The organism is Calditrichota bacterium (assembly GCA_013151735.1).
Lineage (GTDB): Bacteria > Zhuqueibacterota > JdFR-76 > JdFR-76 > BMS3Abin05 > BMS3Abin05.
In genome coordinates, this window is the sequence record JAADHR010000049.1 from 44,787 (window position 1) to 58,431 (window position 13,645).

The window sequence follows — 13,645 nt, forward strand, 5'->3', positions numbered from 1 at the left end:
CAAGCAAAAAACAGGTTTTTTTGTGCCACAAAATTTTAGGAGAATGACACCATGTGGTGGGAAAACAAGGTTATGCGGACAATTCGGGTTCGCAATGCACAAAAACCGGGAGTCATTGGAAATCTGTTGAAGGCAATCGGCGACGAAGACGGATTTGTGGGTGAAATTTCGACGGTTCATTTTTTAACCTACCATGTCGATCGGGATATCGTGCTTTTTGCTGAAGACGAAGCCCACTTAAACCGGCTTTTGGATGTTGTCCAAAGGGTTCCGGATGTGGAGCTTCTGGAGGTTCGGGACGAAGTTCTGGAAATGCACCAGGGCGGAAAAATCGCCGTTAAAAGCCGGTACAAAATTGAAACCCTGCGTGATCTGCGGCGTGTGTACACACCCGGTGTGGCCAGCGTGTGCCTGAAAATCAAAGAGGACGAAAGCCTGGCCCGTCGCTTTACAGCCATCAAACATCTGGTAGCGATTGTAACCGATGGCACAGCCATTTTGGGACTGGGTGACATTGGGCCCAAAGCGGGAATGCCTGTCATGGAAGGAAAAGCCAGCCTAATGGAAACCTTTGTGGGACTTTCCGGGTTCCCCATTTTGCTGGATACCAAAGATACCCAGCAAATTATTGATACGATTACCCATATTGCGCCCACATTTGGGGCTATTCAGTTAGAAGATATTTCAGCACCCCGCTGTTTTGAGATCGAAGAAGAATTGATTCGCCGACTGGACATTCCCGTGATGCACGATGACCAGCACGGCACCGGTGTGGTGGTGACCGCGACACTGATGAATGCTTCCAAATTAGCCGGAATTGATCTGAAAAAATCCCGAATTGGTCAGATTGGATTGGGGGCAGCGGGATTATCCATTGCAAAAATGCTGATGCACTACACCGGAAATCCGGTTCTGGGAGCCGATCTTTCCGAAGATGCCCGAGACCGATTAAAAAGGGTGGGTGGCACCCCTTCCACACTGGAGGAGATCATGCAAAAGGCTGATATTGTCATTTCAACCACAGGGGTTCCGGGACTGATCAAGAAGGAAATGATTCGAAAAGGCCAGATTATCCTGGCGCTTTCGAACCCCACGCCGGAAATTGAACCGGAAGATGCCCTGGCAGCCGGTGCAAAATTTGCCGCTGACGGGAAAGTGGTTAACAATGTTCTGGGCTTTCCGGGGATCTTAAGGGGCGCCGTGGATGCAGATATTCCCCGCCTGACCACGGACATGTACGTTGCCGCGGCTGAAACCATCGCTCGTCTTGCACCGGAAGGCACGCTCGTTCCCAGTCCTCTGGATAAAAACGTGCACCGGGAAGTTGCACGGGCCGTTGCCCGTGTTGCACGGGACACCGGCCTGGCCCGGGCGGATTTGGCCGAATATTTTGAGGATTAATTCTGAAAGAGCCATTTGAGAGAAAACGGGGGTGATTCGCTGAATCGCCCTTTTTTATTTTTCCTTTTTTGAGTTTTTTCCCCATAGTCAATGAAATAAGAACATGTAAAGAGGAGCTGCGGGTCATTTTCAACTTGATTCTTAAGATAAAATCCGTTAAATTAAATGACAAAATTCTGCACGAAACAAGGAAGCTGAGTACGTGGTGTTTAAATTCTGGAAACGAAGAAAAAAAGTGTCGGAAGAAGAGGAAATCGTTGTTCTCCCCGATCAGATTGAAGTAACAGATGTTTTGGATTTACACGGGTTTTTCCCGGAAGAGGTGCCCGAAATTGTCGATGCCTTTATTGAAAATGCCATCGGCCTGAAGCTTGAGGAAGTCAAGATCATTCATGGAAAGGGCAGGAGCAAACTGAAATGGGTTGTTCGAAGAATGTTGGATGCCCATTCGGCCGTTATTGATTATTTTGATGCGCCTCCGGAACGGGGAGGCTGGGGGGCAACCATTGTCCGGCTAAAATTGCTTCAGCGGGACGCGGTGACCTTCTCAAAAAATCGCATACGGGCACCCAAACGCACGCATCACACGGAATCAAATACATCTTCATCCTCTGCAAATAAAAAATCAGAACAGAAAACGAACTGAACGAAAAGGAACTCTTCATGCATCTTTCCGGAATTGATTTTTTTATTGTGTTGCTGTATCTGGGAGGTATGCTCTTTTTGGGCGCTTTTTTCAAGAAATATGTGAATTCTTCCCAGGATTATTTTCTCGGGGGTAAAATGCTTCCTTTTTGGGCGATTGGCATGTCGATAGTGGTTTCTGATATTGGTGCAATCGATTTCGTCGGCGCTACCGGACAGGCCTACCGTTATGGAATTGTCGTGGCCAATTTCGACTGGATCGGTTCCATGCCCGCCATGATGCTGGCGGCGTTTATTTTTATTCCCTATTACTGGCGGGCCGGAGTGTACACCATCCCGGAGTATCTGGGAAAACGCTTCAACGATTCGGTACGCACCATTGAGGCATTCATTTGGGTGCTGTTTATGGCATTCGACCTGGGAATTATTTTCTGGGCCTCGGCTGTTCTGTTGAATACGTTAATGGGATGGTCAATCGGCGTGTCTCTGGTGGTGACCGCCGTGGTGGTCGGGTTTTACACCGTCTCCGGAGGGCTGTCTGCCGTGGTGATGACGGATGTGGTTCAAATGATTATTATGTTCGTGGGGGGATTCGCCGTTATTATTCTGGGACTCTGGCAGCTGGGAGGATGGTCCGGGCTGACCGAAAAAATTCTGGCGATGGGTCCCCAGTATTCGAATCATTTTAAACTGTTTCTTCCAACCAATGTCAATACACCTTACCCCTGGACGGGGATTCTGTTTGGCCTGACCTTTGTCCTGGCACCGGCTTATTTTATCGGGAATCAGGCAATTGTTCAGCGGACGCTTGGCGCCAGGGATGAGTGGAATGCGAAAGCCGGCGTTTTGTGGGGCTCCTTTTTCAAGATGTTTATTCCCATCCTGATTGTTTTGCCCGGACTGATTGCCCTGCCGCTTTTTCCCGGGCTGGCCGATGGCGATGAAGCCTTTCCGACGCTGATCAAGCACCTGCTTCCGCCGGGTCTTACAGGGTTGGTTTTTGCCGCGTTTTTTGCGGCCCTCATGTCCAGTGTAGATTCTTACCTGAATTCTGCCGCCACCCTCTGGACGAAGGATGTGTATCAGAAATTCATTAAAAAGGATGCCGACGACCGGCATCTGCTTCGAATGGGACGGGTCTTTACCGTTGTGTTTCTGATTATTGGCGTGGTAACAGCTCCCTTGAATAAGCTTTTCCCGGGAATGTATGTTTACGTGCAAACACTGCTTTCGTTTTTTCAGGGTCCGACTCTGGCCATTTTATTGTTGGGAATGCTCTGGAGCCGTACCACGCAATGGGGTGGTTTTTGGGGTTTGATTGTGGGGGTCATTTTATCCATGGCCATGTTTGTTTTCAAAGGGACCCTTTTCACAATTGATGATCCCTTTTTGTATATTTCCTGGTGGTCATTTTTGGGTGCAGCCATTGTAACGGTCGTTGTCAGTCTTTTTTCGCGTCCCGAGCCCCTGGAGAAACTCCACGGCCTGGTTTACGGTCTGGTAACCAAAGACGACTCGATTCAAAAATCCATTCGGGACCGTTTGTAATGCTTCTCATTCTTTGAAAATAATTATTTTTGGAGAAAGAACTATGCTAAATTTTAATTTTTTAATGAATGTGTCTTCGGTTTGGGCAAAGGTGATCGTATTGGCACTTTTTGTGGTTATTTTTATTCTGGTTTGGATCCTTCCAAATGATTATATTTTTAAGGGCGCCCCCGACCGAAAATGGTACAGAAATTTAAAATTATGGGCAACAGCCATTATTATTCTTTACGGGTATTTGTACATTCGATTTTAATGGGAGAAAAAGATGTCTGACCTGAGCGATAAGGAAAGAATTGAAGAAGGCAAACGGGAAGAAATTGATGCCTTTCTCGTGATCGGCGCATTTCTGGTTGTTTTTGGTTTTACGGTTTTAATTGCCATATTTTTCACACCCACGACGCACGGGAAAATTACAAATTTGATCTCGGCGCTTGTTTTGTTGGCGATTGGATTCGGCGGCGTTTTTAAGTCGCATCGGTTTACGAAGCGAAAAAAATAAAAGAGGTGTGTGATGAAAAAGCTTTTTCTGCTACTTATTTTTTTGGTGGGAGGGCTAACACTCTCCTTCGCCCAGGACGTTCCGAGATCAAACCCGGCGCTTGTGGGGATGTCTGCGCAAAAGCTCCAACAGGTGGATGCCGTCATTCAGCGGGAAATTGATCGAAAAACCATTCCCGGTGCGGTGCTGTTAGTAGCCCGAAAAGGGAAAGTCGTTTACTTGAAGGCCTACGGCCATGCTGAAGTGGTGCCGAAAAAAATTCCGATGAAAACGAATATGATGTTTGATATGGCGTCGGTTACAAAGCCGATTGCCACGGCTACCTCCATTATGAAACTGGTGGAAATGGGGAAAATCCGTCTCCTGGATAAGGTCAAGCGGTACATCCCCGGTTTTTCCCGTTATTTGGATTTAAATGATGAATATGCCCCGGATGCCCGTCTCTACCACTTACTCACCCACACATCGGGCCTGACGCCCTATACCAGCCCGACGATTGTGGGGCGCATTTACGGTACCCCCACACCAACGGATTCTTTGGTGACGTATATTGCTCATTTGCCGAAAATCAGTGCTCCCGGCGAAGCCTTTCACTACAGCTGTTTGGGGTACATTACGCTGGCAGATATTATCTGGAAAGTATCCGGGATGAATGTGGCGGATTTTTCACACAAATATATTTTCGGCCCGTTGGGAATGGCCCACACCATGTACAATCCTCCCAAGGCCCTTCTGAACGATGTGGTTCCCACGGAGGTGATCGATGGCAAACCCCTGCACGGTGTGGTACACGATCCTCTGGCACGGCTGCAGGGCGGCGTGTCCGGGAATGCCGGACTTTTTTCCAACGCCAGAGATTTGTTTGTTTTTGCGGAAATGCTGTTGAATAAGGGCGCATATCAGGGTGTACGCATCCTTAGCCCTCTTACCGTGGAAAAAATGACGCATATTTACCCCAAAACCAAATTCTCGGGCAGAGGTCTGGGCTGGGATCTGGCGTCAGATTATTCGTCTAATAAAGGAGATTTGTTCTCCGCAGAATCCTTCGGGCATACCGGTTATACCGGAACATCTGTGGTGATTGATCCCCCCACGCAAACCGTGGTCATCTTGCTTACGAACCGTGTGCACCCGAAAGACAGGGGAAGCGTCGTCCAGTTGAGAAGCCTGGTTTCCAATGTCGTGGCCGGATCGATTGTAGCTGAATAATTTGGAAGGAACCGAATGTGCCCGGGACCGAAAAGGCCCGGGCTCGATAATAATCCCCATTTAAGAGTCGATGTCAAACGAAGCGGCGATATCCTTGTGACCGGTTACCGGCGAGCCGTCAGCAAAAAACTCTTTCTTTAAAATGTGTTTCGGCGTAGAAATCCCACCCTGAAAGCAGTTTTTTACCACAAAACGAAAAATTTATGTGTTTTTTCCGTTTAAATGAGTTAATTTATAATTGAAACTCCGGAAGAGGGCTAAAAAAACACGATGTTCTTTTGCTTTCAATACGCTTCGTTGTAACGGAGAAGAAAACTGGTTTTGGGAGACTAAAGGGAGGAGACAGAAGAAAATGTCTGACGAAAGACTGCGAAAATCAATAAAAAACCTTCGTGCGGAAATTGATCGGATTGATGCGGGAAATGCCGTCACCAGAGATAAAATGGAACACCTGCTGGGTGAACTGGAAGATCAACTCGATCATCCAGAGGATTCAGAAAAATTTCACAAGTTGGCGGACCGGGTGGAAGCTTTGATTGCCGAATATGAAGCCAAACATCCACGCCTCTCGGCGGCTTTGGAGGAAATTTTGGTTACACTCAGCAACATGGGCATTTAAGCAAGGAAAACAAGAGACATGGAATCTGCAAGATTTCGGTCCATGAGTTACTTGGGCATTATCCTGTGTTTGCTCCTTTTGCAATCGGAGGGGAGGGCAAACGAGAAAAAGATAAGCCGTTTTCTGCCTCTTCAGGAAGAAATTCTCCCATGGCAAAAGGACGGCTCTTTTCAAACCTACGACGCGGCCCATTTGCAGGATTATCTGGACGGCGGAGCAGACATCTACCTTGAATATGGGTTTTCGTCTGTGGGGGTTCAGGCCTACACGAACAAAAAGGGTGAACTCCAGGTAGAAATCTTCCGGATGACTTCGCCGGAAGCGGCATTGGGGATTTTTTCCTTCAGGCGCCATTACCCGCCGGATTCGACACTGGAGATTCCGAATGAGGTTTCAAAATACGATATTCTTTTTCAGAAGGGACGCTTTTTTGTGGCCATCACGAATATGGACGGAAGTCCTGAAACCGCCCGGGCGCTGAGGAAATTTGCCGTGTCGATTCTGAAAAAAATCCCTGCGGAAGCCCCGGGAGCCGATCCCTTTTCTGCCCTTCCTGCAAAGGGGTTGCAGCCGGTTTCCGAAATGCTGATTGCCGGGCCGCTTTCGATGCGGGTTCGATGGCCGCTGGGGAGACTGCACTGCTTTCACTTTGAACGGGGCACGACGGGCGTAACCGCAAGGTACAAAGCCAAAAACATTCGTTTCGAACTGTTTGTGATTCACCCCGGTAAAAGAGCCGGATTTTACCAACTGGTGGAATGTTTCGGAAATATTTTCAATGCCACCATGATTGTGAAATCAAATAAAAAAATAGTATTGGCCATGATGAATTCCAAAAAGACAATTTTTCTAAAAAAGGGAAAGGATGTCTGGATTATCCCCAATCTTTTTGACGACAGACCTGTATTGAATTTCCTGGGTAACAACTGAGCATCGGGCGTCCTGCCCGAAATCACGTTTCTTTCTGATGAAACTATCCATTCATTCCTTTCCTTTTGCGTGGAAGAAGGGTTACTTATTGAAGTCCGGCCAAAAAGCGAGGAAGGAGGTGCGTCATGAAACGAATTGCGCACGATGTTCCTCTGGAGCACCTGGTTTCAAAACAAATTGGTCTTTGGGAGGTGCGTCGGAGAATCCAGGAAAAATACGGCAAGGAAGCGGAAACAGGCGAACCCTGGCAAAAGGCTTACATTACCATTTCCCGTGAGGTTGGGAGTAAAGGCAACGAAATTGCACAAAAGCTGGCCGAGATTCTGGGATGGCAGGTTTTCGATAAGGAGATTGTGGATTACATTGCAGCCACTTCCCACATTCGCAAGAGTGTGATTGAGTCTTTTGACGAAAAGAAACAGCATGAAATCAAAACTTGGGTACAAACCATTATTGATTCCGATGCCCTGAATCCCGATCACTATTTGAATCACCTTATGAACGTGCTTTTTGTAATTGCTGAACACGGACAGGCCATTATTTTGGGCCGGGGGGCCAATTTTATTTTGGATCCAAAGAAGGGCCTTCGGGTGAAAATTGCAGCTCCCTACGAGATGCGATTGGTGCAGATCATGCACGAACGGGGATTTTCAAGGAAGGAAGCCCGCCGCTACATTGAAGAAAAGGATAATCAGAGGCTGGCCTACATTCGCCAGCATTTTCACAAGGATGCGGATAATCCCCTATTTTACGATTTGGTATTAAATACGGAATTTATGTCGATTTCTTCTGTTGCCGAAACAATTGTTACTGCGTTGAAATCGAAATTGAATCGGATTGAATCGGATTGAATTTTAGCCGCCAAAGTACGAATACATTTGAAATGAGGGCTTTTAAAATGGCAGAAACGGTGCGAATTGCTCAGGCACAACTCAATACAATCGTTGGCGATCTTTCCGGAAATCGGGACAAAATTCTGGAATGGATAAAAAAGGCTGAGGCGGCGGATGCGGATATTGTTATTTTCCCGGAATTGGCGCTTACGGGCTATCCTCCGGAAGATTTACTTTTGCGCCCAAAATTCATTGAGGATAATCTCCGGGTTTTTTATGAGATTGCGTCCCGGGTCGGTTCTATTACAACCGTCGTAGGGTTTGCCGATCGGGAAGACGGGCAGGTTTTTAATGCAGCAGGTATTTTGCACCGGGGGAAGGTGGAAGCGATTTACCACAAAATTCAGCTTCCAAACTACGGCGTCTTCGATGAAAAGCGCTATTTTCAACCGGGTCGGAATGTGCTTGTATTTGAAAGAAATGATGTGATGTTTGGCATGAGCATCTGTGAAGACATCTGGATCCCGGAAGGCGTTACGGAAACGCAGGCCTTTCCCGGAGATGCGGAGATTATTCTGAATATCTCCGCCTCCCCGTATCATGTGGGAAAAGGAAATGAGCGAAAGGAAATGCTCAAGCACCGGGCCATCGATACCTATTCCTACATTGTATACACCAATCTGATTGGGGGGCAGGACGAATTGATCTTCGACGGAATGAGTGTGGTGTTTTCAGATGAAGGCAAAATTCTGGCGCAGGGAAAACAGTTTGAAGAAGATTTGATCGTAACGGATCTGGATGTGGGGCAGCTCCGGCGCCGGAGGCACGAAGACCCGCTTTTTATGCACAAGAAGTTCAAAACACAGGCCTTTTTCCCGATTGAACTGGTCCGGCTGCCGGAGATTTCCGAGCATCCCCGGAACCCTCTTCCCCGGCGAAATATTCGGTCAGTCAGGAAGATGGAGGAAATCTATCAGGCGCTGACGCTTGGAACCCGTGATTATGTTCGAAAAAACGGATTTAAAAAAGTGGTCATCGGGCTGAGCGGGGGCATTGACTCCTCGCTGGTGGCCACCCTTGCCGTGGATGCCCTGGGCCCGGAAAACGTGATTGGCGTGGGCATGCCCTCCATTTATTCCTCAAAATCCAGCATCACGGACGCGGAACAACTGGCTCAAAATTTGGGGATCCGCTTCATGATCATTCCGATAAAATCCATCTTTGATACCTATCTTGACACCCTGAAAGAGGTGTTTAAAGACAGCCGTCCCGACATTACAGAGGAAAACATTCAGGCGCGCATTCGCGGGAACCTGTTGATGGCACTTTCCAATAAATTCGGCTGGCTGGTTCTCACGACCGGCAATAAAAGTGAAACCAGTGTGGGGTACAGCACGCTTTACGGAGATACCGCCGGGGGATTTGCCGTGATCAAGGACGTTCCTAAGCTGCTGGTGTACGAGCTGTCGAAATATCGAAATCGGAAGGCAGGACGTTTGCTGATTCCGAAAAATGTTTTGGTAAAGCCTCCTTCGGCAGAGCTCCGGCCCAACCAAAAGGACGAAGACAGCCTGCCTCCTTACAGCATTTTGGATCCGATTTTGGAGATGTTTGTGGAACAGGAAATGAGTCCCTCTGAGATTGTGGCAAAGGGGTATCCGAAGGAAGTTGTTTTTCGTATTGTCCAGATGGTTGATCGCAACGAGTACAAACGCCGCCAGAGTCCGCCGGGGATCAAAATTACGCCGCGGGCTTTTGGCAAGGACCGCCGCATGCCGATTACCAACCGGTACCGGTTTTAATCATCATAAAAGAGTCCCCGGCACCTTTGAAGGTGCCCCGGACTTCTCATGGGGAAGGTGGCTACGACACAAGGAACTCCTTTACAATTTTCAGGAATTCCGTCGGTGCCTCGGCGTGAAGCCAGTGCCCCGCGTGGGGAATGGTGCGAATTTCGGCCAGTGGAAAATGCCGCCGAATGTGTGGAAAATCGTCCTCCCGGATGTAGGGAGAACGCTCACCCCGAATGAAAAGAACCGGTTTTTCGAACCGCAGGGAATCGGGCAAAGGAAGAAGCAGATTCTCGTAATTCTGCAGAATAACCGGCAAATTGATTCGCCACGTAAATCCGCCTTCTCGTTTTCTGGACAGATTTTTCAGCAGGAACTGCCGAACGGCAGGGTCTGAAATCTTTTGTGCCAGGAGCGCGTCGGCCTCTTTGCGCGAGGTAATTTGGCTGATGGGAAACTCACGCAAGGCGTCCAGAATTTCGTCGTGTCCACCGGAGTAGCGTTTCACACCCATATCGGCAGAAATCAGTTTTTTTACCCGTTCCGGGTGTTGGCCTGCAACCCACATGGCGACCTTTCCGCCCATGGAATGCCCAAGCAAAACGGCGGAAGGGATTTTCTGGTCGTCCATGAATTCCAGCACATCCGCCGCCATGGCCTCGTAAGTAAAAACCTCGCTGTGCGGAGAGTGCCCGTGATTCCGCAGGTCCAGTGTGAAAACCGTGCCCGTCTCTGACAGCTTTTGAGCGAGGGTGTGCCAGTTATCCAGCGAGCCTAACAGTCCGTGTAAAATGAGCAGGGGTGTTCCCCCCCGGCCGTATTTTTTAAAATGCAGTTTCATGGTCTGTGTATTTTATTCAAATGCAGTAGAGATTGTTTTAAAAGCCCCGCGCGGTTCGAGGCGTGAAGCCTGCGTCTGTACGTTACTCTGCATGCAGATTCACAAACAGTTTACGGAAAAACAGCCGGAAAATCAAGTTCTTTTTCCCGAATGTTCTTCCATTTTTCCGGTTGTTTTTCCGGTTTGAATTTCGTATTTTGAAAGAACTTTCAATCATTTAATATTAGGCGGAGGGAAAAATGAACCGGTTTTCTATTGGAATGGCAGGTGTTGTTCTGGTTTTGATTTTAACGGTTCCCCAATCGGGCCTCGCTCAAACCAATCAGACTTTGGCCCAGCAAATGGGCTATCCGGCCGACGCACGTCTGCTTATTATTAATGCAGATGATTTCGGCATGTGTCACACGGAAAATGTGGCCACCATTGACGCCCTAAAAAAGGGAATCGTGACGTCAGCCACCATTATGGTGCCCTGTCCCTGGTTTCCGGAAGCGGCGAATTACTGCAAGCAGCATCCGAACGTGGATGCCGGGGTGCACCTGACGCTTACTTCGGAATGGGAATTCTACCGCTGGCCGGGCGTTTTATCCAAGTCACTTATTCCTTCTCTACTCGATTCCCAGGGATATTTCTGGCAGGACACCCGCTCGGTGGAAACCCATGCCAAGGGGACGGAAGCCCTGCAAGAGACCCGGGCACAAATCGAGCGAGCGCTGGCCTTTGGCGTGGATGTAACCCACATCGATTCCCACATGGGCGCCCACTATGGTCTGGAAACCGGCCGCACGGACATCCTGCAGGGAACCATGGAGCTGGCACGGGAGTTCGGGCTTCCGTTCCGACTGCCGCTCCACGCGGTCGAGGTTGAAAAATCTCCCAAAAAATATGAAATGTACCGGAAAATGGTGCAGCACTACCGCGACCAGGGATTTGCCATTCTGGATTATCTGGAGGCTGATTCCTACGACGTGCCTGTCCCCAAACGGTTTGAGTATTACAAGACCATCATTAAAAACCTGAAACCTGGAGTAACGGAAATTATTATTCACTGCGGACTTCCCACGGATGAGATGAAAGCGGTCACCACCTCCTGGGATCGCCGTACCGCCGACCACGACATTTTTACCGATCCGCGCATGCTGCAGTTCATTCAGGAACAGGGCGTGAAACTCATCGGCTGGCGGACATTGCGGGACTGGCAGCGCAGGCAAATGGGCTGGCAGGAAAAATAATGGTTGCAATTACGGGGCAATTCACGAATTGCCCCTACAAATCATAAAAAACAATTTTGGAGGTTTAATGATCACCCGAAAATTAATTGTTGTGTGGTTGATTTCTATAATTTTTGCCCCTCTTTTACTGGCACAATCTTCACCTACAGCCATAAAATTGGATTCCCGGCGGGAGCTGTTTGTGGATTCCCTGCTGATTGCCCAAATGAACGGTACCCATCTGCAGCTCCATCACCCGCACGATGCCGGAGAAGTGCTCCGGTTTGACAAACCCTGGGAAGGCCCCTTTTGCGGATACATCACGGTCATTAAAGACGGCCCCCGCTACCGGCTGTACTACCGTGGACTTCCGACCGCCAAAGGGGAAACATCCAATGTGGCGGTCACCTGCTATGCGGAATCCCGCGACGGCATTCACTGGACCAAGCCCGATCTCGGCCTTTATGAAATCATGGGTACACGGGACAATAACGTGGTTCTGGCCAATGTGGCGCCCATCACCCACAATTTCTGTCCGTTTTTGGATACCCGGTCGGATGTAAACCCTGCCCGGCGCTACAAGGGTCTGGGCGGGACCAAGAAAAGCGGTCTGGTGGCGTTTGTCTCGCCCGACGGCATTCACTGGAAAAAACTCCGGGAAAAACCAGTCCTGATACAGGGCGCTTTCGATTCTCAGAATGTCTCATTCTGGTCGGAGTGGGAAAAGAAGTATGTGTGTTATTTTCGAACCTGGACTCAGGGCACGTACAAAGGGTTCCGCACGGTCAGCCGCAGCACATCCGAGGATTTTATTCACTGGTCAAAACCGGTGGAAATGAGTTTTGGGAACACCCCGCGGGAAAACATCTACACGAATCAAACCGCTCCCTATTTTCGGGCGCCGCATATTTACATCTCCGTTGCCGCGCGTTTCATGCCTCACCGGCAGGTGCTCACGGCCGAACAGGCCAGGGCGCTGGGAGTTAATCCCAAGTATTTTAAGGATTGCTCGGATGCTGTCCTCATGTCCACCCGCGGCGGCAACCGCTACAACCGCACCTTCATGGAGGGGTTTATCCGCCCGGGAATCGGCCTGCAAAACTGGGTGTCCCGCACCAATTACCCGGCGCTGAATGTGGTGCAAACGGGCCCCACGGAGCTGTCCATTTACGTGGGTCAGAATTACGCTCAACCAACGGCCAATCTCCACCGCTACACCCTGCGCCTGGACGGCTTTGTCTCGGTGAATGCCCCGTACGCGGGTGGCGAGATGGTTACAAAGCCTTTTACGTTTCAAGGAAGGAAGCTCTATTTGAATTTTTCCACCTCGGCTGCCGGCCAAATCGGGGTTGAAATTCAGGATGCTACAGGTCGGGCTATTCCCGGATTTTCACTGGCGGAGTGCCACCCGCTGATTGGCAACGAAATCGACCGGGCCGTCTCCTGGAAAAACGGTGAGGATGTGTCCCGATTACAGGGTCGCCCCATTCGCCTGCGTTTCGTAATGAAAGACGCCGATCTCTACGCGGTACAGTTTCGGTAGAAACGCAGAAATGTTTCTAACTTGAACTTTTCGTGTTACAAAATAAATACGGAAATTTTGTAATCCAAAAATTTCTCCTTGACAACAAACAAAGAATTTCGTAATTTCCAAACAATTTCATAAAAATTGCTTTGAATTGGTTGGGACATTCATCTTCAACGCTCCACTGTTGAATTCAATTTCAGGAAAAGGGCCACAAAAAAGCTATTCGGAGTGAATTTCCGCCGGCAGGCTTTTGCCCTTGTTCCCATCGAAACGCGTAGAAAATCGGGGCACCCATTGAGGGGTGTTCAATCCGTCCGTGTTGGATGAACAAACCGGTACCCATTGGACAGCGGCCAAATTATTATTCCAAAATGGCCGCGCTCCCCACCCTGTTTTTCATCAATACGCAGGTGAAGGCAAATTTTGTTAGCCTTGTTTTTCAGGATACTTTTTGCTTCAAAAAAGGGCCCGGAATAGGCATGGCATGGAAAATCAACCAGGGAGGATCCCAGAATGACCAGTCAGACCACCCGCAGGCAATTTCTCAAACAAGTAGCGGCAGGCACAACCAGTGTTGCTTTGGCAGGCTTG

14 protein-coding genes are annotated in these 13,645 nt (G+C 49.0%); 13 read left to right on the forward strand and 1 reads right to left on the reverse strand.

Going from position 1 to position 13,645, the window contains the following annotated elements; translation table 11 throughout:
- Window positions 1-51 precede the first annotated feature (51 nt).
- The 10 genes from GXO76_03090 to GXO76_03135 all read left to right on the forward strand — a co-directional run bounded on the left by GXO76_03090 (window position 52) and on the right by GXO76_03135 (window position 9,486).
- Window positions 52-1,401 (forward strand): NAD-dependent malic enzyme, encoded by a 1,350-nt coding sequence (locus GXO76_03090; protein NOY76838.1) that lies wholly within the window; start codon window positions 52-54, stop codon window positions 1,399-1,401.
- Window positions 1,402-1,636: 235 nt separating this feature from the next.
- Window positions 1,637-2,047, forward strand: coding sequence for a Smr/MutS family protein (locus GXO76_03095; GenBank protein NOY76839.1), 411 nt, complete (start codon window positions 1,637-1,639; stop codon window positions 2,045-2,047).
- Between the two features lie 17 nt (window positions 2,048-2,064).
- The gene (locus tag GXO76_03100) at window positions 2,065-3,594 is read left to right on the forward strand and encodes a sodium/solute symporter (GenBank protein NOY76840.1); all 1,530 of its coding nucleotides are present in this window, start codon (window positions 2,065-2,067) and stop codon (window positions 3,592-3,594) included.
- Window positions 3,595-3,637: 43 nt separating this feature from the next.
- The gene (locus GXO76_03105) at window positions 3,638-3,847 is read left to right on the forward strand and encodes a hypothetical protein (protein NOY76841.1); all 210 of its coding nucleotides are present in this window, start codon (window positions 3,638-3,640) and stop codon (window positions 3,845-3,847) included.
- A 12-nt stretch (window positions 3,848-3,859) separates the two neighbouring features.
- Complete coding sequence (locus GXO76_03110; GenBank protein ID NOY76842.1) at window positions 3,860-4,093, forward strand: hypothetical protein; 234 nt, start codon at window positions 3,860-3,862, stop codon at window positions 4,091-4,093.
- Between the two features lie 12 nt (window positions 4,094-4,105).
- Window positions 4,106-5,302, forward strand: a complete 1,197-nt coding sequence (locus tag GXO76_03115) for a beta-lactamase family protein (GenBank protein ID NOY76843.1) — start codon at window positions 4,106-4,108, stop codon at window positions 5,300-5,302.
- Window positions 5,303-5,654: 352 nt separating this feature from the next.
- Complete coding sequence (locus tag GXO76_03120; GenBank protein ID NOY76844.1) at window positions 5,655-5,921, forward strand: DUF4404 family protein; 267 nt, start codon at window positions 5,655-5,657, stop codon at window positions 5,919-5,921.
- Between the two features lie 18 nt (window positions 5,922-5,939).
- Window positions 5,940-6,851: a hypothetical protein gene (locus GXO76_03125; protein NOY76845.1), complete on the forward strand. Its 912-nt coding sequence runs from the start codon at window positions 5,940-5,942 to the stop codon at window positions 6,849-6,851.
- A gap of 125 nt (window positions 6,852-6,976) precedes the next feature.
- On the forward strand, window positions 6,977-7,702 hold the full coding sequence (locus GXO76_03130) for a cytidylate kinase-like family protein (GenBank protein ID NOY76846.1): 726 nt from the start codon (window positions 6,977-6,979) through the stop codon (window positions 7,700-7,702).
- Window positions 7,703-7,749: 47 nt separating this feature from the next.
- On the forward strand, window positions 7,750-9,486 hold the full coding sequence (locus GXO76_03135) for an NAD+ synthase (protein ID NOY76847.1): 1,737 nt from the start codon (window positions 7,750-7,752) through the stop codon (window positions 9,484-9,486).
- Window positions 9,487-9,547: 61 nt separating this feature from the next.
- Here GXO76_03135 and GXO76_03140 read toward each other — a convergent pair whose 3' ends face one another.
- Complete coding sequence (locus GXO76_03140; GenBank protein NOY76848.1) at window positions 9,548-10,315, reverse strand: alpha/beta fold hydrolase; 768 nt, start codon at window positions 10,313-10,315, stop codon at window positions 9,548-9,550.
- Between the two features lie 239 nt (window positions 10,316-10,554).
- On the opposite strand from GXO76_03140, the gene GXO76_03145 reads away from it, so the two are divergent.
- The 3 genes from GXO76_03145 to GXO76_03155 all read left to right on the forward strand — a co-directional run.
- On the forward strand, window positions 10,555-11,547 hold the full coding sequence (locus GXO76_03145; protein ID NOY76849.1) for a ChbG/HpnK family deacetylase: 993 nt from the start codon (window positions 10,555-10,557) through the stop codon (window positions 11,545-11,547).
- A gap of 106 nt (window positions 11,548-11,653) precedes the next feature.
- The gene (locus GXO76_03150) at window positions 11,654-13,069 is read left to right on the forward strand and encodes a hypothetical protein (GenBank protein NOY76850.1); all 1,416 of its coding nucleotides are present in this window, start codon (window positions 11,654-11,656) and stop codon (window positions 13,067-13,069) included.
- A gap of 498 nt (window positions 13,070-13,567) precedes the next feature.
- On the forward strand, window positions 13,568-13,645 hold a 78-nt coding region (locus GXO76_03155; GenBank protein ID NOY76851.1), incomplete at its 3' end, for a twin-arginine translocation signal domain-containing protein.

Bases quoted from the DNA above. Each gene is read 5' to 3' on its own strand.
- GXO76_03090 (NOY76838.1), top strand. From the start codon at position 52: ATGTGGTGGGAAAACAAGGTTATGCGGACAATTCGGGTTCGCAATGCA.
- GXO76_03100 (NOY76840.1), top strand. From the start codon at position 2,065: ATGCATCTTTCCGGAATTGATTTTTTTATTGTGTTGCTGTATCTGGGA.
- GXO76_03105 (NOY76841.1), top strand. From the start codon at position 3,638: ATGCTAAATTTTAATTTTTTAATGAATGTGTCTTCGGTTTGGGCAAAG.
- GXO76_03110 (NOY76842.1), top strand. From the start codon at position 3,860: ATGTCTGACCTGAGCGATAAGGAAAGAATTGAAGAAGGCAAACGGGAA.
- GXO76_03115 (NOY76843.1), top strand. From the start codon at position 4,106: ATGAAAAAGCTTTTTCTGCTACTTATTTTTTTGGTGGGAGGGCTAACA.
- GXO76_03120 (NOY76844.1), top strand. From the start codon at position 5,655: ATGTCTGACGAAAGACTGCGAAAATCAATAAAAAACCTTCGTGCGGAA.
- GXO76_03125 (NOY76845.1), top strand. From the start codon at position 5,940: ATGGAATCTGCAAGATTTCGGTCCATGAGTTACTTGGGCATTATCCTG.
- GXO76_03130 (NOY76846.1), top strand. From the start codon at position 6,977: ATGAAACGAATTGCGCACGATGTTCCTCTGGAGCACCTGGTTTCAAAA.
- GXO76_03135 (NOY76847.1), top strand. From the start codon at position 7,750: ATGGCAGAAACGGTGCGAATTGCTCAGGCACAACTCAATACAATCGTT.
- GXO76_03140 (NOY76848.1), bottom strand. From the start codon at position 10,315: ATGAAACTGCATTTTAAAAAATACGGCCGGGGGGGAACACCCCTGCTC.
- GXO76_03145 (NOY76849.1), top strand. From the start codon at position 10,555: ATGAACCGGTTTTCTATTGGAATGGCAGGTGTTGTTCTGGTTTTGATT.